At 63.0% G+C, this 18,891-nt stretch carries 15 protein-coding genes and 2 pseudogenes; 4 read left to right on the top strand and 13 right to left on the bottom strand.

All coding sequences use genetic code 11. The features are described from left to right. Positions 1–324: 324 nt before the first annotated feature. Both QTI24_RS20910 and QTI24_RS20905 read right to left on the bottom strand, forming a co-directional pair. A complete protein-coding gene (locus tag QTI24_RS20910) occupies positions 325–1,533 on the bottom strand; it encodes an aromatic ring-hydroxylating dioxygenase subunit alpha (RefSeq protein WP_286603080.1) in 1,209 nt (402 codons plus the stop codon). Positions 1,534–1,549: 16 nt separating this feature from the next. Beyond that, positions 1,550–2,563 (bottom strand): Bug family tripartite tricarboxylate transporter substrate binding protein, encoded by a 1,014-nt coding sequence (locus QTI24_RS20905; RefSeq protein ID WP_286603079.1) that lies wholly within the window; start codon positions 2,561–2,563, stop codon positions 1,550–1,552. A 41-nt stretch (positions 2,564–2,604) separates the two neighbouring features. Here QTI24_RS20905 and QTI24_RS20900 point away from each other — a divergent pair, with 41 nt between their 5' ends. Together QTI24_RS20900 and QTI24_RS20895 are read left to right on the top strand one after the other, a co-directional pair. Then, positions 2,605–3,561 (top strand): LysR family transcriptional regulator, encoded by a 957-nt coding sequence (locus QTI24_RS20900; protein WP_286603078.1) that lies wholly within the window; start codon positions 2,605–2,607, stop codon positions 3,559–3,561. A 123-nt stretch (positions 3,562–3,684) separates the two neighbouring features. Continuing rightward, positions 3,685–4,146 (top strand): AAC(3)-I family aminoglycoside N-acetyltransferase, encoded by a 462-nt coding sequence (locus QTI24_RS20895; RefSeq protein ID WP_286603077.1) that lies wholly within the window; start codon positions 3,685–3,687, stop codon positions 4,144–4,146. 144 nt (positions 4,147–4,290) lie between these two features. Here QTI24_RS20895 and kdsA read toward each other — a convergent pair. Further along, positions 4,291–5,143: pseudogene (kdsA, locus tag QTI24_RS20890) on the bottom strand (3-deoxy-8-phosphooctulonate synthase). A gap of 418 nt (positions 5,144–5,561) precedes the next feature. On the opposite strand from kdsA, the gene QTI24_RS20885 reads away from it, so the two are divergent. Further along, on the top strand, positions 5,562–6,776 hold the full coding sequence (locus tag QTI24_RS20885) for an alkane 1-monooxygenase (protein ID WP_286603075.1): 1,215 nt from the start codon (positions 5,562–5,564) through the stop codon (positions 6,774–6,776). A 56-nt stretch (positions 6,777–6,832) separates the two neighbouring features. On the opposite strand, the pseudogene QTI24_RS20880 reads toward QTI24_RS20885, so the two are convergent. From QTI24_RS20880 to QTI24_RS20870, 3 genes and pseudogenes are all read right to left on the bottom strand, one after another. Beyond that, positions 6,833–7,204, bottom strand: a pseudogene (locus tag QTI24_RS20880) (helix-turn-helix domain-containing protein); the annotation flags it as partial. Between the two features lie 260 nt (positions 7,205–7,464). Then, the gene (locus QTI24_RS20875) at positions 7,465–10,194 is read right to left on the bottom strand and encodes a DUF6351 family protein (RefSeq protein ID WP_286603074.1); all 2,730 of its coding nucleotides are present in this window, start codon (positions 10,192–10,194) and stop codon (positions 7,465–7,467) included. A 48-nt stretch (positions 10,195–10,242) separates the two neighbouring features. After that, on the bottom strand, positions 10,243–11,244 hold the full coding sequence (locus QTI24_RS20870) for a tripartite tricarboxylate transporter substrate binding protein (protein WP_286603073.1): 1,002 nt from the start codon (positions 11,242–11,244) through the stop codon (positions 10,243–10,245). A gap of 207 nt (positions 11,245–11,451) precedes the next feature. On the opposite strand from QTI24_RS20870, the gene QTI24_RS20865 reads away from it, so the two are divergent. Beyond that, positions 11,452–12,276 carry an IclR family transcriptional regulator gene (locus QTI24_RS20865; protein ID WP_286603072.1) on the top strand — a complete coding sequence of 275 codons (825 nt, stop codon included), beginning with the start codon at positions 11,452–11,454 and terminating at the stop codon, positions 12,274–12,276. Between the two features lie 263 nt (positions 12,277–12,539). On the opposite strand, the gene QTI24_RS20860 is transcribed toward QTI24_RS20865, so the two are convergent. The 7 genes from QTI24_RS20860 to QTI24_RS20830 form a co-directional block, all read right to left on the bottom strand. Then, positions 12,540–12,794: a hypothetical protein gene (locus tag QTI24_RS20860; RefSeq protein WP_286603071.1), complete on the bottom strand. Its 255-nt coding sequence runs from the start codon at positions 12,792–12,794 to the stop codon at positions 12,540–12,542. A gap of 65 nt (positions 12,795–12,859) precedes the next feature. Continuing rightward, complete coding sequence (locus QTI24_RS20855) at positions 12,860–14,374, bottom strand: FAD-dependent oxidoreductase (RefSeq protein WP_286603070.1); 1,515 nt, start codon at positions 14,372–14,374, stop codon at positions 12,860–12,862. Between the two features lie 413 nt (positions 14,375–14,787). Then, a complete protein-coding gene (locus QTI24_RS20850) occupies positions 14,788–15,810 on the bottom strand; it encodes an alpha/beta fold hydrolase (RefSeq protein WP_286603246.1) in 1,023 nt (340 codons plus the stop codon). 68 nt (positions 15,811–15,878) lie between these two features. Further along, positions 15,879–16,256: a helicase SNF2 gene (locus tag QTI24_RS20845; protein ID WP_286603068.1), complete on the bottom strand. Its 378-nt coding sequence runs from the start codon at positions 16,254–16,256 to the stop codon at positions 15,879–15,881. A gap of 166 nt (positions 16,257–16,422) precedes the next feature. Further along, on the bottom strand, positions 16,423–16,746 hold the full coding sequence (locus QTI24_RS20840; RefSeq protein WP_286603062.1) for a hypothetical protein: 324 nt from the start codon (positions 16,744–16,746) through the stop codon (positions 16,423–16,425). A 628-nt stretch (positions 16,747–17,374) separates the two neighbouring features. Further along, entirely contained in the window at positions 17,375–17,890 is a 516-nt protein-coding gene (locus tag QTI24_RS20835) for an antitoxin Xre/MbcA/ParS toxin-binding domain-containing protein (protein WP_286603060.1), read from the bottom strand. Positions 17,891–18,092: 202 nt separating this feature from the next. Next, a complete protein-coding gene (locus tag QTI24_RS20830; protein ID WP_286603059.1) occupies positions 18,093–18,719 on the bottom strand; it encodes an acyloxyacyl hydrolase in 627 nt (208 codons plus the stop codon). Between the last annotated feature and the right edge of the window lie 172 nt (positions 18,720–18,891).

Below are 18,891 nucleotides of genomic sequence, written 5' to 3'. Positions count from 1 at the left end.
GTCGTCAGGATCCGCTTACGATGCCGGCGAAGGTCAAGTCCCAAAGGTAGACCGGCTGTTCGCGAAGAATTGTGCGAAGGTCTGCATTCGCCAATCGCAGACATTCAACAGCCCAAAGGCGAACGTCTTCAACCAGTCTGACCGGTAGTAGCCTGTGCGCAGGCGACAAGCAGGACCCGGCCAAAAGCGGCCGGTTGGCTGCTGCGCAGAACTCGTGCGATAGCGGACGTTCACGGCGCGCAGACAACGCATTGGTTCGGCGGCACGGGCGCCTGTATCGGCTACCTCCACACGTACACAATGATCAACGGTTCAGCAGCAGTCTCATCGATCGTCCAGGTAGTTGCCGGCGTCAAAGACCACCGGCTCCGCGTCCGGGTCGAAGCTCACGCCGGCTGGATCTTCGCCTGCCTCTAGAAGCGCCAGTTGCGCCTTCAGGTAGCGACGCAGCATCGCGATGCCGCGGTCGGACGTCGCCAGGTGCTCCTCCGAGTGCCGCGTGATCGCGCCCTGGCTCACCATCGCCTCGTAGTCACCGGGCATACGCTGGTGCTCTTCTTCGGTGAGCTCTTCCCAAAGCTTGCCGTTCATGCGCGATCGCATGCGAGTTAGCTCGCCCTTTTCGCTCACGCGGCCGACCACGAAGATGCGGAAGCTGCGATCGTCGATCGGCAGGATCCACCCCAGCGATTCCACCCGACCGTAGCGTCCGACGCGAGGGCTCGGAATGACGCGCAACGTCGGCATGGCCGCTTGGCTGATGCGTCGGAACACCTTGCCATCCGGCAGGCGCCGCACAGAGGTTGTGCGCACCCCGAGTTCGACCGTGTCCCAACTGACCTCAGGCATCTGAGCCATCTGCTCGACGAACTGGGTGCCGCTGAAGCTCGAATGCAGCACAACCACGTGAAAGGGGTCAACCAGGTTCTCGTAGTGCTGCAGCCAATTGCAAGGGATGACTTGCGGCCCGCCGCCGCCGATGCTGGCATCGTTGGTCTCGATGATCTCGCCTTCATCCAAGCGCTCTAGCGCGTCGTAGCGCGGCAGCGTCGGCTTCTTTTCCGGCGGCCCCATGTAGGTCCAGACCAGGCCGTAGAGCTCCTGCACCGGGTACCAGGGTTGCCGAATGCGGCCGCGGGCGCGCCCGAGTTCAGGCTCGCAAGGCTGCTCCAGGCAGTGACCCTCCGCATCGAACAACCAGCCGTGGTAGCAGCAGCGGATGCCGCGCTCTTCGACCCGGCCGTAATAGAGCGACGCGCCGCGATGGGCGCAGTTCGGATGCACCAGGCCAGGCCGCCCGCTCTTGTCCCGAAAGAGGATCAGGTCTTCACCGAGCACCCGCACCTTGCGCGGTGTGTCGCTGGCATCGCCTGCCAGCCCGATCGGGTGCCAGTAGCGACGCAGCAGTTCGCCCATCGGCGTGCCTGGGCCCACCTCGGTCAGCGTCGGGTTGTGGGTCCCGGGCTTGCGTCCATATGCAGTGCCCGTATCGACGGCAATCGGGATCACTTTTTCGGCGGTCGTGGAATTCATCGGTGTTCCTGGTGCATCAATCGGGGGTCACGCCTGCGGCCTTGATCAGCTCGGCGACCCGCGGAAAGTCGGCCTGGTAGCTGGCTCTGAATTCCGCCGGCGTGTTGCCGAGCGGCTCAAATCCGAATGCGATCAGCTTCGCCTGCACCTCGGGGGTGCGAGTGATCTCGCGAAGAGCCTGCGTCCACTGCTCGATGACGGCCGACGGCGTCTTGGCGGGCGCATAGACGCCGATCCAGCTGTCCAGATCGAAGCCGGCGAAGCCCTGCTCGGCGAAGGTGGGCACGTTGGCCATGGTCGAAACGCGGCGGCTTCCCGCAATGCCCAGCACCTTCATGCGCCCGGCCTGTGACTGCGAGCGTGCGGTGGACGGATTGGCCCACGCAAAGTCCAGCACGCCGCCGATCATGTCGTTGTGCGCGGCCGCCTCGGCCTTGTAGGCCACGTGGGTCAGCGCAATGCCGCTTTGGCGCTTGAGCAGTTCGCCCATCAGGTGCGCCTGCGAGCCGTTGCCCCAGGTGCCATAGGTCAGGCCTGGGTGTTGCTTGGCATAGGCGACGAACTCCTTGAGGTTTGAGTAGGGCGCGTCCGCGCGCGCCACCAGCATCGGCCCGCCGGTGGCGAGCTGCGAGATCGTCTCAAAGTCCTTCACCGGGTCATAGGGGAGCTTGGGCTGCAGGATCGCGTTGTTGATGTGGGTCAGCGGCAGGGTGAACAGCACGGTGTAGCCGTCGGGCGATGCCTTCGCCACGGCGTCGGACGCGAGGATCCCGCTCGCGCCCGGCTTCGCCTCCACGATCACGCTCTGGCCCCAGCGCTGCTGCAGCTTCTCGGCATAAACGCGCGCGATCACGTCGATCGGCCCGCCCGCCGTGCCGAAGGGCACGATGCGAATCACCTTGGTCGGAAAGGCGGCGCCGGTCTGGGCCGAGGCGAGCGGCGCCGCAGCGGCCAGAGTGAGTGCGATCAGGCCGGTCACGCAGGCGCGCCGACGCGCCTGCGTGCCGCCAAGGGGACGGCGAGCGGACATGGTGTGGTCTCCTTCATCTTGTGAGTACGCATACGATAGGCGTGCCCCCTGGCGGGATCAATTCGAACGTTTGGATAACTGATATGGATCGTGCTGATATTCGCGGCATCGACATCGCGATGCTTCGAGCCTTCGATGCGCTGCTACGCGAGCGCAGCGTTTCGCGAGCCGCCTCTCGCTTGTTCCTCAGCCAGCCGGCGGTTAGTGCGTCCCTCAAGCGACTGCGCGAGGCCTTCGACGATCCGCTCTTCACGCGCACGCCCCATGGCATAGCGCCCACGCCGTTCGCGCTCGCACTTGCGCCGCGCGTCGAAGCCGTATTGAACGATCTGCAGGGCCTGTTGAACATGGACCGCGCATTCGACCCGGCGACATCGGACCGGATCCTGCGCGTCTCGGGCAGCGATCACAGCAGCCGCGCGATGCTGCCGCTGTTGTGCCGGGAACTCACGGCCTGCGGGTCGCACATCCGCCTGGCGTGGGAGCTGGCGGATTACAGTCAATTGCCTGAAAGGCTGCGCAAGGGCGACATCGATCTCGGCCTACTGCCCCGTATGGCGCCGGCGGCAGGTGTGGAATCGGAGCTGCTGTATGAGGATACGTACTTGGCGGTGGCGCGCCGTGGCCATCCTCGATATGCGAACGGCATGGATCTCGAAGGCTTTTGCGCCATGCCGCACGTAGTGCTGGGGCAGAGCCGCTCGATGCTCGACGACACCATCGATCAGATCCTCGCGCGCCGCGGTCTGGTCCGCCATCTGCAGACCGCCGTCACAACCTTCAGCCAGATGACGGACCTTGTGGCGAGCACCGATGCAATCGCGGTCTTCCCGCAGCGCGTGGCTAGCCGCTACGCGGAACTGCTGGACGCGTTGCCCTTGCCGTTCGAGTTGCCCAGCTACCGCTTGTACGTTTGCTGGAATGCACGATCGGACGCGGATGAAGCCGTGCGCTGGCTGCGCGAGGCCATGGTTCGGCTTGGTCGCATGGGGCATTAGCCGACTTGGTGAGTTTGGGGCGCAGGACCGTACACGGGCCAGAAGCGGACCTACGTCGTCCGTGGCTCGCTGTAGTCATTTGGCAGAATCACTTTCGGTCTGTGGGGCAAGATGCCAGAAAGAATGCACACGATCCATCACTTGACCGCGGCCGACGGTGGCTGGATGTCGGGCATGCTCGACGTATTCGCGGAGGCCTTTGAAGATCCTCAAAGCTACGCCGCCCGTCGTCCCAGTGCCGCCTATCTTCAGCGACTGCTAGCCGGCGATAGCTTTATTGGGCTTGTCGCCCGCGTGGGCAACCGAGTCATCGGGGGACTTGCCGCTTATGTCCTGCAGAAGTTCGAGCAGGAGCGAGCGGAGATCTACATCTACGACCTAGCCGTCATCGCAGCGCATCGTCGCCAGGGCGTTGCAACCGGGCTCATCCGCCGCCTCCAGGAGATCGGCGCTGAGCGCGGTGCTTGGGTGGTCTTTGTGCAGGCCGACCCGCCAGACGCTCCGGCCATCCGCCTCTACGAAAAGCTTGGCGTGCGCGAAGAGGTGCTGCACTTCGACATCCCGGTCCAACGGCCTACGCAGTGAAAGCGATGACCTTCAAGACCAATCGGCCAAGAGCCGTCCTTCGACGCCGGCCTCCAATTCCACAAGGAGGGCATGAAGATCCTGGCGGATGCCGACCTACCCTGAACTTGGCCGTGCGGGTAGGTCGGGTCGCGACCGTCACGTTCAGGCGCGGATATGCAGGGGTGCGAACGACTTCACCAAGTCGTCCAACGCCTTCAACTGCGCGAGAAAAGGCTCCAACTGGTCCAGCGGCAGAGCGCTGGGACCGTCGCGTTTAGCCTGCGTTGGGTCAGGATGCGCTTCAAGAAAGAGGCCGGCCAAGCCTACGGCGAGGCCGGCACGCGCCAGTTCAACCACTTGCTCGCGTCGCCCGCCAGAGACGGCGGCGTTCGTGTCGCGTTGCTGGAGGGCATGGGTAACGTCGAAGATGACGGGCAGGTTCCCGGTGACCTTCTTCATGACTCCGAAGCCAAGCATGTCCACCACCAGGTTGTCGTAGCCGAAACAGGTCCCTCGGTCGCACAGAATGACGGGGGAGTTCCCCGTCTCCCTGATTTTCTCGACGATGTTGAGCACTTGCGGCGGGCTCAGGAATTGCGGCCTCTTTATGTTGATGACCTTGCCCGTCCTGGCACGAGCGACGACCAAATCAGTCTGGCGGGCGAGAAACGCAGGCAACTGTAGAACGTCAACCACTTCAGCGACGGGACTCGCCTGCCATGGCTCGTGTACGTCGGTGAGGACGGGAACCCCGAACTCTGCCTTGACGGCCTCGAAGATTCTCAAGCCCTCTTCCAAACCAGGGCGTCTGAACGAATGGATAGACGAGCGATTCGCCTTGACAAAGCTCGCCTTGACGACGTACGGGATACCAAGCTTTCGCGTGACTCGAACGTACTCCGCCGCAGCATGCAGGGCCATGTCCTTCGACTCGAGCACGTTGACGCCGCCAAAACAGGACAAAGGCATCGCTGTTGTTGACGCTTATTGCAGAGGTGACGGCGACGGTCGTCAAGATGAGTTCTCCTTTGGTGGTACGCGCATTCTCGGCCCTCCGGTCGGACAAGAAATCACGCCATTGACCGAGGTCGACTCCCGAACGTCGGCGTTGGAGAAAGCAGTACGGCCGGTCTGGGCCCTACCCTGCCCTCCACCAGCACCCAGCATCTAGCCGCTACGCAGCGCTTGTTGCCGTTCCTCGCCGCTCGGCGAACTCACACTGTGACGCCGAGTCCGGTCATTCAGGCGCCGCGATGATCTCTGAGTCCACCACCGGTTCCAAAGGGGATTACAGAGAGTGCGCGGGCCGCGGCGCCGGTGCTGGTGATGCCGGTGATCGAGGCTTCGGCGAGCTGAAGGTCTCACCAAAGCGAAGGATTGCCATACCGGACGGTTGGGCGAAGAATGTAGAGGTTCCTCCGAGGTGCCTCGGCATGACAAAGCTATATCTTTCCGTGGGTCCCGACGACCAGCGCGTCGAGTACCGGGACAAGAAGCGCTGGTGGTGGCTGCTATCCGTGGTCTACCCGCTGTTGCCGTTCACCGGCATCGCACTGCACGCCGCCACCGGCCACGAGATTGCCCTGGGCCTGCCGTTGCTGATCAGCTACGGCCTGATGCCGCTGCTGGACCTGCTGATTGGGGAAGACCAGAACAATCCACCGGAGGCTGTCGTGCCGCAGCTCGAGCAGGAGCGGTACTACCGCTGGCTCACGTGGCTCACGGTGCCGCTTCACTTCGTCGCGCTCGTCGGTTGCGCCTGGTGGGTGGGAACACACGACCTGTCGTGGTGGGCGGTGCTGATGCTCGCTTACGTGGCCGGCACCGACTCGGGGCTGGGCATCAACACGGGGCACGAACTGGGACACAAGAACACCGCGGTCGAACAATGGCTGGCGCGCCTCGTCCTGGCGGTGCCGGCCTACGGGCACTTCACCGTCGAGCACGGGCGCGGGCACCATCGCTCGGTATCGACGCCCGAAGACCACGCGAGTGCCCGCATGGGAGAGAGCATCTATCGCTTCGCGTGTCGGGAGTTGCCGGGTGGCATCCGCCGCGCATGGTCATTGGAAGCCGAGCGCCTCGCTCAGCACCGGAGGTCCGTCTGGAGCGTGCACAACACCATGCTCCAAAGCTATGCCGTGACGGCGGTGTTGCAGGTCTCGCTGATCGTCGCTTTCGGATGGGTGATGGTGCCCTTCCTGATCGTGCACAACATGGTGGCGTGGTGGCAGCTCACATCGGCGAACTATGTCGAGCACTATGGCCTGCTGCGCGAGCGACTGCCGAATGGCAAGTACGAAACGCCGCAGCCGCATCATTCGTGGAACACCAACCATCTGGTCACCAACCTTGCGTTGTTTCACCTGCAGCGGCACTCGGACCACCATGCGTACCCGTTGCGCCGCTACCAGTCGTTGCGGCACTTCGAGGATCTTCCGCAATTGCCGAGCGGCTACTTCGGCATGTTCCCGCTCTCGTATGTTCCCGCGCTATGGTTCCGCGTCATGGACCCGCGGCTGTTGGCACTGCCACATGTGAATGGCAACCTGGCGCGCGTCAACATCGACCAGGATCCGGAACGCCGCGCGAGGCTTGTTGCGAGATACACAAGGGGTGGGGAAGCGAGCGGGAGTTTGCAGGCTTGAGTCGCGGCGTCGGCGGACGAGTTGATTTTGACCGCCGCGTCGGCTCCCTCCCGTCGCCGCGGACGAGCCCGGTCCCAGGCTGCCTGGTCGGCCTGGGTCGCCCGATAGCATTCTGGACCACCATTGCGCTTGATCTCGCGGCTGATGGTGGAGGGAGCTCGCCCGAGGATCACCGCGATCGAGCGAATCGAGAAGCCAGCCACCATGGCACGCGAGATCTCCTCGCGCTCGGCCAGCGTCAGTGCCTTCGGTGAACCGCTTCGCTCCGGCGGCTGAATGCCGCCAGTGCGCGACAGAATTCCCTGGACCGACGTGTGCGGTCGATTGAACAGCTGAGCGATCTGATGGAGGGTCCATCTCTGCCTCCATCGTTCCCACATCAATGCCTTCTGGCTGTCTGTGTAGTAGGTTCGCGTCCGGTAAGCCATCTGCAACACTCCTTCTGCCTACGGCAGTTTTCAGTGTGCTGCATCGACCGGTTGAATCCGCAGGCCAAGGTCGGGTTTGGGCGACCGCCGTCATTCGGCAGTCAAATTCGAAGGACAGCAGACAGTCTGAAGCACCTGTCCGAGCTGGACCTCGAAAGACTGCTGGCCTAAAGGGGGCATGGAAGCGCGCGCGGCGCGGGGGGGTGACGCTGCGCGCGCAGGACTGTTGCCCTCCGGAGCAACAGTCAATTGCGTAGGTCCTATTGGCTCAAGGGATGCCCGACCTTCATCTGATTGAGGCCGGTGATCTGGATCCAGGTGCCTGCCAGGGGTTGCTCTTGCAAGCCAGGCTTGGTGTAGTCACACACCCCGCTCGGGAAGACGGCGCGCAGGGATGCGAGATCTGCATCGCGCGTTGCACCGGTCCATGCAGGGTTCCGCGAAGCGTAGCCGGCATAGTCCCCGGCCGTGAGCGGTCGGAGCTGGCACTGCATCGCACGCGACGGCAACGGTTCGCCCGCCTCGAACCGGGGGAACGAAGACGCCGGGTACATCGCGTTGCAGCGCGACGGCGCTGACCCGAAGCCGACGGTCCCGGCTGGCGAGGTGCTGCCATTGCCGTTGACGAACACCGAATTGAACCCACCAAAGACCTGCGGTTCGGCGATGAAGTCATCCGCGGCCCCCGCCGTCGTCGCGCCGAAGCAGCCGTCCACCATCGTCGTTGGCTTGTTCTTGACCACCTTGGCAGCCAGTTTGTCTGCCGACTTGTCATTGGCCACTGCTGTCAGCCACTGATCCATTGCCAGGAACGCCTTCTGGAGGGCAATGTTGCTGCGTCCGGTTTTTGCTGGCCGCGGTGCCTGCAACGGCGTCGTGTGGTTGGCGTTCGGGTCCTGCGTGAACGCGGCGACATTGGCCATGCCGTTCCACATCACGTGGTTGTCGAATTTTCCGGTGGCAGCGGCAATGCGCGCTCGCAAGATGTAGTGGAAGAACTTCAGGTGCATGTCGCCGGCACCCGTGAACTCGTTGTTGATCCCGTCGAGGTCCAGAATCGCAGTCGACGCCAAACCCGCCCCGCCGTACATGATCATGCCGGTCTGGTAAGCCATCTTCAGAGCCTCCGGATCAGGCTGCATGCGCGCGGTGCTCAAGTTGCCGTCCGGGTCCTGACCGCCGATGTTCTGGTTCAGGTGGATGAACTGCGCCATCGTGATCTGGCCGGAGTTCAACGCGTTCAGACCGAACTGCACACCGGCATTGCCCACGTACGAACGGGCGAAGCCGGTCGTGGCATCGACACCGAGCACGTTTTTGTTGTGATCTGGCACGCTCGGGCGCAGGCCTGTCGGATTGGCCGCCAACAGACTGACAGGCGGCGCAGGAAGGACGCCCATCGGCGCAGTAGTGACCACGTTGGCTGGGCTGTACTTTTCGCTGGCCCCGATCACCGTACTGAACACCGAGCTGTTTCCAGGGCCAGCCGTCACGTTGTCGCGATCGCCCTGGTTGGGCTGGCGCAAGACCGTGTCTGTCCGGGCCGCCCAGAAGCTCGCCTGCTGCCGGACGCTGTGGTACGTCGAGTACCCCGACGCCGCCGCGATCTCCGAATTGGTCCAGTTCAACAACGTCGAATTGGCCGCGCGTGCCGCCGCTGTGGCGGTGTCATAGGTCGGGTCGTACGGGCTGTTCGGCACCGGCGAGTAAGTGCCGTTCTGCGTCGTTCCGTTCTTGGTGTGGTTCAGTTGGTAGTTGTAGAACAAACGCCCTTCCATGCTCTGGGGGCCCGAGTTGTCCGGGAAGCCGGCCAGCATCACGATGCCGTCGAGCAGGCCCGGGTAGGTGTCGGCAATCATGCTTTGCTGCATTGCAGAGCCCGAGCTTCCCCAACCCATCGTGTAGAGGACCGGGCCGTTGGCCTTGATGAAGCGCTCCTTGACCATCATCATCGTCTCTGCCGAAATGATGTGGTTGCAGTTCTGGCCGAAGTAGTTCAGCGTCGAGTTCGCGACGGCAAAACCCTTGCTCAGCGGCAGGTCGTTCAACGCGTTGAAGTCGCCTGCTGCGCCGTTCGACGAATTGGTGGATCCACCCACCGGACCCATCGAGCGACCTTGCACGTACCAGCCGCCGCCGCAGCTTTGGCCGAAGGGATAGACCAAGCGACCATTGAAGGCGCTCGGCGGCTTCACAGCGGTGGGGTTGGGATTGTTGACCGGGTCGCCAAGCACAGCAATCTGATAGATGCCGCGATTGATGACCCCGGTCTCGATCCGCACGATGTAGGGCACGGTCTTTCCGTCGAGCAATGTCGTCGTCTCGATCGTTGCCGGCGGGTTCGCCGGGTCGTACTTCTGCCAGACGGCGGTGCCTGCCTTGGTCGCGTCGTGGTAGACCCAATCGACGCGGGTGGACGCGGCGCAGTTCGGATCTGTGTTCGGGCCTGCAGTCAGAGTGGGGCCACCGGGATAGACATTGAAGGTGTCGGTCTGGCAGTGGAAGCTGCCTTCCTGCGGTGCGTACAGGATCGGGCCCTGGATCGGATAGGCGGTCAGCTTGAGACTTCCGCGCACTGCGTTGCTGGCGTCACGCACTTCGATCGTGTTCTCTCCCTGCACCAAGCCAGTCAGCAGTCCGATCGAACCGTTGCCGGTGGCGGCCTGCTGGAACTGACCCGTCACGTCCACGTCGTTGAGCGTGACCTTGACACCAGACACTGCGGCACCGTCAGTGGCCGTCAACTGAATCAGCGTGTCGCTGCCACTGGTCATCTTTTCCGGCGAGGACAAGCTTTGAACCAGCACCGCCGTCCCACCGCCGCCGCCATTCCCACCGTTTCCGTTGTTGCCGCCATTGCCTGCGCCGCCTCCGAAGAAGCCGCCGTTGTTGCCACCGCCGCAGCCGGCCAGCGCGGAGGCCAGCGCCATCAGCAGCAAGCCCGAGGCACGCAGCGGTCGGCCCTTGGCCCAGGTATCCGATCTCGTCATCTTGTCTCCTTGGTTGTGTTGTCGGTACTCAAAAACAAAAATCAAACTTCACTTCGACGCCAGGCCGAGGCGTTCGATCAGCAGCTTGTCCTTGGCATGGGTGTCGCGCGCCCACTTCGCGTAGTCGTCGCCGCTGCGGTACCAGGCGTCTTGGTCCAGCTGATCCAACAGTTCGACGTGCCGGGGGTCTTCCATGGCCTTTTTGAAGGCGTCGTGCAAGGTCCTCGCGACGACGGGGTCCATGCCCTTCGGTGCGGCCAGCCCGTAGGGCGAAGTCGAGACGACGCCACAGCCCAGTTCCTGCGCGGTGGGCACGTTCGGCCAGCGCTTGGTGCGCTTGTCGCCAAAGGTCACGAGCAACCGCATCTGGCCGTCGTCGACCAGCTTGCCCCAGCCGCTGGCGTCGCTCTGGGCCATCACGTGGCCGCCGAGAAGAGCCTGCTGCAGATCGGCGTTGCCCTTGAACGGAATGTGATTCAGCGAAACCTTCGAGTTGATCGCCACCTCCTCCATCAGCAGATGCGGCGAGGAGCCGATGCCGGTGGAGCCGTAGTCGACTTTGCCGGGGTCCTTGCGCGCTGCTTCGATGTAGTCGTTGAACGTCCTGAACGGTGAATCCGCGCGCACCGTGAGGCCGAAGGTGTAGCCCGAAACGCCAAGAATGAAGGTGAAGTCCTTCAGTGGATCCCATTGCATTTTCTGCATGTGCGGCACGCGCAGCATGCCCATCGGGTACTGGGAGATGGTGTACCCATCGGGCTTGGCGGTGATTGCCATGGTTCCAGGGCCGGTGGTCCCTCCGCCGCCCGGTCGGTTCTCGACAATCACGGACTGCCCGAGGTTCTTACCAGCCAACTCGGCCAGTGCACGCATGTGCCTGTCGGTCGAGCCGCCGGCCGGCCAAGGGCAAATCAACGTCACCGGCCTGCCAGGAAAGGACTGGGCGCGCGCTGGGCGAAGTGCCGAAAGCGCTGCCGCACCAACCGCTCCGGCGAGAACTGCCCGCCGGGAACTGCCTGGGGACGTGGAATCGGGAGTGCCAGGTTTCATGTGAGCCCTTGGAATCGTCGTTCGTTGTGAATTCAAGGACTATCATTTATTCCGATCTACGGAATATCAATTCCAGTCCCGGCAAAGTCTATGAGTGGGCTTTTTTCTTGTAAACATACCTTAGGGAATTTCCGGATCGGTAGAACCCTAGCCCTACAACAATGGTCCTCATTTGATATATTCCGTATATCGGAATAAGGTAGTCACATGGGACGAAGACGAGCCGCAGCTCCATTGCGCAAGACGGGCGACGCGACGACCGACCCGCGATACGTCACCGCGTTGGCGCGCGGCATCGAACTTCTACGGGCGTTCAAGCCACAGGACCGTTGGTTGAGTCATGGCGAGATCGTGCGACGTACCGCATTGCCGCGGGCGACGGTGTCCCGCCTGACCTTCACGCTGACAGCGCTCGGCTATCTGCAGCACCGGGACGAGGCTGGCGAATACGCACTGAGCCCCGCAGTGCTCGGCCTCGGATTCGCGATGCTCGGCAACTTCGACATCGCCCGTATTGCAAGGCCAACCCTGCAGGCCCTTGCCGACAGGTGCAAGGCGGCCGTATCGCTCGGCGCAAGGCACAACCTGGAAATGATCTACGTCGCACATTGCCGCAGCACAGCGCGACTGATCCTCGGCCTGGACGTCGGCGCACGCTTGCCGCTCGCTCGCACCGCCATGGGCCGTGCGGTCCTGTGCGCCACGCCGACGATCGAGCGCGAGTTGCTACTCGAGGGCATCGCCTCGGCAGAGGGCGACGGTTGGCCGCCGCTGAGTCGGCGGCTCACGGAAGTGCAAGCTCAGTTGGACGCACGAGGCTTTGTCACGACCGAAGGCGAATGGGATCCAGCAATTTCCGCAGCTGCCGTGCCGGTGAATCTGGGCGACGGCCGCACCCTTCTCGGCCTGTCGGTCGGCGGAGCGTCAACATGGCTGAACGGCACCTTCTTGCACGACGAGGTCGGGCCGCTGCTAGTGAGCGCCGCTGCTGAAATCGTCGCCGCCATTCATGCGGCTGCTTGGAAGAACTAATGCGAAGCCGCTCCCGCTGCTGCATCGCGCCGCCGCCGAAAGTCGGATCCCGACTGAGAATGTGTGTTGGCCAAACTCGATCCTTAGTGGCGAGCACGCCCAGGTTGACCCGTGGTCGCCGGGCCGACCGGCCAGCGGCATGCTTAGCATCGACCGGCCTGCTCTTGATGCACGGCGTTTGCGCCGGACATGGAATGTCCGCCTGTCGCTAGGCCAATTCGCGGACGCAATGCGGAGGGCAAACTCTTCCGATGGTTCCATCCTCATTCAGGTCGACATGTAGCGTGCTTGTCGCCCTTCTCATGAGTAAGGTCGCTTGTGCAGCGAAAGCGGTCTTCCGACCCGGCCGATGCGGATGACTGCAAATGGCGGAAGACCTCGATGTGGTCATTGATCGCGGCGCAATGCAGGGCGGTCCGCCGCTGATCGTTGGTTGTTGTGTGGTCGTAGCCGGCGGCCTGCAGCTTGCGCACGATCGCCAAGCTGTCCCCCACCGCGCAGCGCTTTTGGTTCCACATCCGTCGCTACGCGCCGGCCGCTTCCATGACGCTCTTCACATCGGCTCTGGTCCGATCGCAGCGGGCTAGCCGGGAGCCACAGAGGTCTCGAGCTCACGCTCCGCACGCAGGCTGGCCAGGTCACGACCGATTGTCACGACGGCGAGCTCACGGTCGCCTTGACGGTAGGCCACACTGCAGTCGCGTGCCGACAGCGATCCGTCAATCTCGATCGCGTCCCAGCGTTCGGCATGACCCACGTATTGGATGGCAACGTCGTAGTGCTGGCTCCAGAAGAATGGGCTGATGTCAAAAGGTTGGCGCCGCCCAAGCATGTTCAGCGCGGCGACCTGGCCCTGTCGCTGCGCAAGCGCCCAGTGTTCGACGCGAATGCGCTCACCTGAATGCGAATCGGGCCAGCGCGCAATGTCGCCGGCTGCGAAGATGCCCGGCGCGCTGGTCTGCAGGTATGCGTCGACGCTGACGCCCCGGTCGACCGCAAGCCCGGCTTGCTCGGCCAGCACGATCGATGGTCGCACGCCGACACCCGCGACGATCAGGTCGGCCTCGATCACAGTGCCGTCGGCGAGGCTGGCGCGCTTGCCGTCCACGCGCGTCACCGTCGTGCTCAGATGAAAGGTCACGCCGTGTGACGCGTGCAACTCGCGCACGAACTCACCGACCTCCGGACCGAGCACGCGCAACATCGGCACGGCGTCAGGGGCCACGACATGCACTTCAAGGCCTCGACCACGCAGCGATGCCGCGACCTCGAGGCCGATGAAGCTCGCCCCGATCACGAGCGCCGAGTGGGCCGACGCTGCCCGCGCAACGATTGCGCGGCTGTCGGCGAAGTTGCGCAGGCTCAGCACCTGGCCCGCTGCTGCGCCGGGCACGGCCAACTGCACTGCGTCGGCACCGGTAGCGAGGAGCAGCGCGCCGAAGGTGAGCCCTTGGCCTCCGGCCACGTGCACCTGGCGTGCGGCCACGTCAATCGCCTCGACACGTGTGTTCAGCCGCAGGTCGATGCGCTGTTCCCGGTACCACTCGTCTGGCTTCAGCGGCATCCAGTCGGCCTCTGCCGTGCCGGCAAGGAAATCCTTCGACAGGTTGGGCCGGTCATAAGGCGGGTCGACGTCGGCGCTGAGCATCGTGAGGCGGCCCTCGTAGCCTTCCCGCCGCAACTTTTCGGCCGCAGCCAAGCCGGCCCCGCCGCCACCGACGATGACCACATTGTCCAACGGCGCGTTCCTGCGCGAACGCGGGGCAGCAACGATTCGCTCGCGGGCGAACACCCGTCCGCCGACCTGCTCAGTGCGCCAGGTGGGCAGGTCGTCGAGTGCCGGGGCGCACAGTGCCGAGCCATCGCGGATGTCGAACTGCGAGTGATGCATCGGGCAATGCAGCACGTGTCCGCAGATCAGGCCGTCGGCGAGCGCCGCGTGATAGTGCGTGCACTGCGCGCCGATCGCGTAGAACGCATCGCCCTGGCGCAGCAGAAGAGCGTCGTCGCCGTCGATCTGCCCGGACAGCATCGCGCCGTCGGCGATGTGTTCGAGCGGAACGCCTGCTTTCAGATCGAGTGGGGTGGAGTCTGTCATGGTTTTGTGTGCGCGCAATGGTCCAGTCGTCAAATGCCTCGAAGCTATGCGGTAGTACTAGCCAGAGGCTCAGATTCAGAAGGCAACCCGCTGTTTCACAATGTCGCTACGCGTTCCCGCGTACAGCGCGCGGCCATCCGCATTCATCGATGCAAAGGACTTGGGTGGTGGCTTACGGTGCTTGCGAACAAAAGCATCGTAGGCAACCACGCTGGCCGACGCAAGACACGCGCGGGGGTCCACCGTGTTGCCGGGCGAACACCAATCGCACGCGGCCTGGCCGACCCATGGACTTTGCCGTTGCCAGAGCGGAATGCAGCTCGGCAGAGCGAGCACCAATCCCAACATATCCCTAGAGGGTCTGCACCGCGACCTGCCGGGTGCTGCATTCGGGTAGCGTCCAAACATCAGGCTCACAGCCGAGTCACATCCACGACGGCGGCTGCGAGGGCATCGGGTGCCTCCTGAGGCAGGTTGTGCCCTATCCCACCGCCGATAAGCCGGTGCGCGTAGGGTCCCGAGAACTTCTTGGCGTAGCTGCTGGGCTCGGGGTGCGGCGCACCGTTGGCGTCCCCTTCGAGCGTGATCGTCGGCACACGGATGACCGGAGCCTGGGCCAGGAGCGATTCAAAATCGTCGTACCTCGCTTCGCCTTCCGCTAGGCCAAGCCTCCAGCGATAGTTGTGGATCACAATGGCCACGTGATCCGGATTGTCGAGGGCAGCCGCACTGCGTTCAAAGGTGGCGACGTCAAAGGCCCATTTCGGCGACGCTGTCTGCCAGATCAGCCGGGCGAACTCTTTGCGGTTCTTCTCATAGCCCAAACGCCCCCGTTCGGTGGCGAAGTAGTACTGGTACCACCATTGCTGTTCAGCTTGGGGCAACAGGGGAATCTCGCCAATCTTCTGGCTGCCGATCAGATAGCCGCTGACGGAGACCAACGCATTGACGCGCTGCGGCCAGAGTGCCGCCATGATGCACGCCGTGCGCGCGCCCCAGTCGCAGCCCGCAACCACGGCCTTCTCGATTTTCAGCGCATCCAGTAGGTCGACGATGTCGAGCGCGATCGCGCTTTGCTGACCGTTGCGGGGCGTCTTGTCCGAGATGAACCGAGTGCCACCGTATCCTCGCAGATGTGGAACGATCACCCGATGGCCAGCCGCTGCCAGCATCGGGGCGACGTCTGCGTACGTATGGATGTCATAGGGCCAGCCGTGCAACAGGATCACCGGCGCTCCGTTTGCCGGGCCGAGTTCGGCGTACTCGACACGTAGCACGCCTGCGTCAACGCTTCTGAGCGCCTTGAGTTGCTTCAAGGGTGATGCCCTGGAAATTGTGGATTGAGCGAAGGCAGCCCCGCCATTGAGTTGTGTCGCCACGCCGAGTGCCGCGGCGCCCAGGAATGAACGTCGCGGCAGGGATGGCCTGTCTGACATGCGGAACTCGTCGCGACGCTGAAGGATCGAGTGTGCCGGCGCGCCCGGCAAGGTGGTCAGCGGCGTTCTCACTGGGTGCTCTCAGTCACGCCCCGTGCCGCGGTGGCACCCGCTTCGGCGCGAACGGCCTGGCGGTCTAGAGAAGTGCCAGTGACGCGAGCGACGCCGGCGCCCTCACCATACGGGTTGCCCGCACGCGTCGCACCCAGAGCCAGAGACCGCACCGTCTCCTTGTCGGCTTGACCGCGGAACGCTGGCGCGACACCTGAACGAGCCCCCTCTCGGAAGGGATCAGCTGCGTGGGCCGCGGCAAGCGCTTGGCTGCGCACTTCGTCGCGGTCTGCGTTCGATTTGAATTTCAGTACTCCCTGGTACTGCTCGGCGCTCGCACTCATCGCGCAGAGGGAGGAAAGCGCGGTCGCGCCAATGACGAAAGAGAGTTTCATGGCAGGTTCCTTCAGAGGATCGACAAATGGGAAATGGAAAAGGCCGCAGCGCGCGTGGGATGCATTCGAGCACCAGCGAGATCATCTGTTCGGCTGCGCACGGCCCCGGGGGCGGGCGTGTGTATGCACCGAAAGTCGACAAGAAGATCGTTGGGCAACACGCTCATCACCGGGAAGGTATCGAGGATTCCAAATAGCTTGCGGCCTCATCGCGGTCATAGAACCGCCCGTTCAATGTGAAGCCGGACTGCACCGAATCTTTCACAGAGATGACCCCACCAGCCGCGGATCTCGAGACGACCAGTTCGTCGGGCAAACCACCAATCATGTGAATGGGGGCCAGCCGGCCATCTGCGAAGCGCGACGGATAGACATGGCCCGTCTCTGTGTTTCGGAACGCTGGTCGAAATCCGTAGCACCTGTTGTCGGCGCTGACACCTCCACATCCCTGATAGGCCATGTTCTCTTCCTTAAGGATCAACTGATTCATTTGTTCACCTCGTGGTCAATCTCGGACTGGGCCGCACTGTTTTCAGAACTCTCAGAAGAAGCAATGAACTGAGGCAATGCTAGGAATTCAATGCGCTTGTCGGTAGATCTCTCTCTCGCAACTTGGTGTATCCCGGTGGGCACCAACACAAAAGCGTCCATAGGGATTGGTGTTGGACCTTCAACACCGTGATCCCCTGCACATCTCTACCGCGCTTCCCGACACGCCCCTACGCTTTGAGCACGCAACGGCATGGCGACGACAAAAGCAGATTTGCTTACCCAAGCAATTGCGGATCACATCTGCCCGAGTACCACAGAAGGCAGCCGCTTCAATCAACTGGTGACTACGAATCATGACCAAGATCTTTGCGTCCGCATTGCTTTCGATCCTCGCTGCTATGACGGTGCTCTACGCTATGCAGCCAGTAGACGCTGCCGTTCGGGCTCCGGCTTCAGTCGACCGGATCACAGATCCCTTCGCCTCCACAATGAATTTGACAATGCCGCCGCCACAGGAGCCGTACGACGCCACTCCGATCACTCCGGTCGAAACCGTTGGAGCTGCAGCCTACGAGCCCTTCTAAACAGATCGCCCCCCGTGCCAGGCGAGTACTGCGGGAGGACGCTCAACCCATCGCGGCAAATCGGTCGGCGCGCGCGGCGTCGAGGACTGCATCAAGATGCGTATCCATCCGTTCGAGGGGGATGCGGTCCCCAAGCCATGCATTCGGGGCAACGAACCATTGCGTGGCCGACCAGCCGTCGAAGACTCCTGACAGCTCGGCCAACACACGCCGCGTCTCGGTTCTCGCTCCAAGACCTCTTCGGTCAAGCTGAAACGCTGGCACCCAAACGGATTGATTCCATTCGAAGCACAGGATCTCTCCCGAAGCGATCGAGCGCGAGAGGCTCGCGTGGTCACCGGTACCACGTCCGGACTGCAGTTGGGCCAAGTCATGCCAGCGCAAGAGACCGCCCGTCGCTCGATAGGCGTCAAGCAGCGCGATGAATGCGACATCGCGCTGAGACTCTTGCACTCGATCGACAAAGCTGCAGCGTAGTGGGTGCCCAACGGGGCCTGTTGGCGCGCCGTTGCGAATCCCGTTGGAAACTTTCTCAAGGCTGATACTGAGTATGACCATCGATTGCCCCTTCGGAAGCATCACCGACCGTGGTTGACAACGTCGAACAACCAAAGCAGCCTGCTCAGGTATGTCGGCCTGATGCGCACGGCGCACCCCGTAGGACGCGCGCGCACGAGCGGCGCCGGCCGCGATGAAGGTCGCTTGGGCACAGGGGGCGAAGTGGGCATGGACAGGTTAGACATGGCCTATTTCCTTCGCCTCAGAATCTGTACGCGTAGCGCAGTTGCACGAAGTTCTCGCCAGGATTCGGATGCTTGATGCCAGCGTTCGAGAAATGCTGCAGGCGCAGCGTCACCTCTTGCTCAAGCGCCGCACCGAATTGCCAGCCTAAGGCCAGGTGGTCGCCGAAATTGAACGCCGTACTGAATCGCCGCGACCCGTTGCCATAGATCGGGAAGATCCAGTTGGCTCCGATGCCTGCCTCGAAAAAGAAATGACTCCAGCCCCGCGGTCGCAGCCGGATCACCGGCGTAATGCCAACCTGCGTCACTTCATGGCGCCCGGACCACGCCGCGCTCCTCGAGATGCGCCAACGTCCCAGCGAAAAGTCCAGGTACCCCTCCCAAAGTCCCCAATCGTTCTCAAGGCGCCACGGCAAGTCCCATGTGACGCCGATCGTTGCCGATGCGACGTCATCTCCTGCGCCGGCCTGCACGTAGGCCGAGTTGAGATTGCGCAGCAATGCCTCACCGGCATTGGCGGATCCGGACAGCGCCACCGCGCTCAGGAGAATCGATTGAACAGCGCGACCCCGCCAAGTAGCGCGGATCAAGGATGGCAGGCACGATTGCATGAAGCCCCTCTTGTTGGATGAAGCGACGATCAAGATGGAGGCATCCCAACGACGAAGTCGTCCGACGCCTGCGCCGCAATGCATCCAATGCTAGGCACCGGCTTCTCTGCTCGGAAGACTGCCTTGGGGTACTACGGTGTTGTCGAAAAGGCATCAACAATGCGACTGCCTTTGAAGGAAACACTGAGCTCTCTCCTGAGCGAGA

The sequence above is a fragment of the Variovorax sp. J22P240 genome (genome assembly GCF_030316855.1).
In the GTDB taxonomy this organism is placed as follows: Bacteria; Pseudomonadota; Gammaproteobacteria; order Burkholderiales; family Burkholderiaceae_C; genus Variovorax.
Note: the sequence above shows the minus strand (reverse complement) of the source record. Positions and strands in the feature narration are given on the sequence as shown.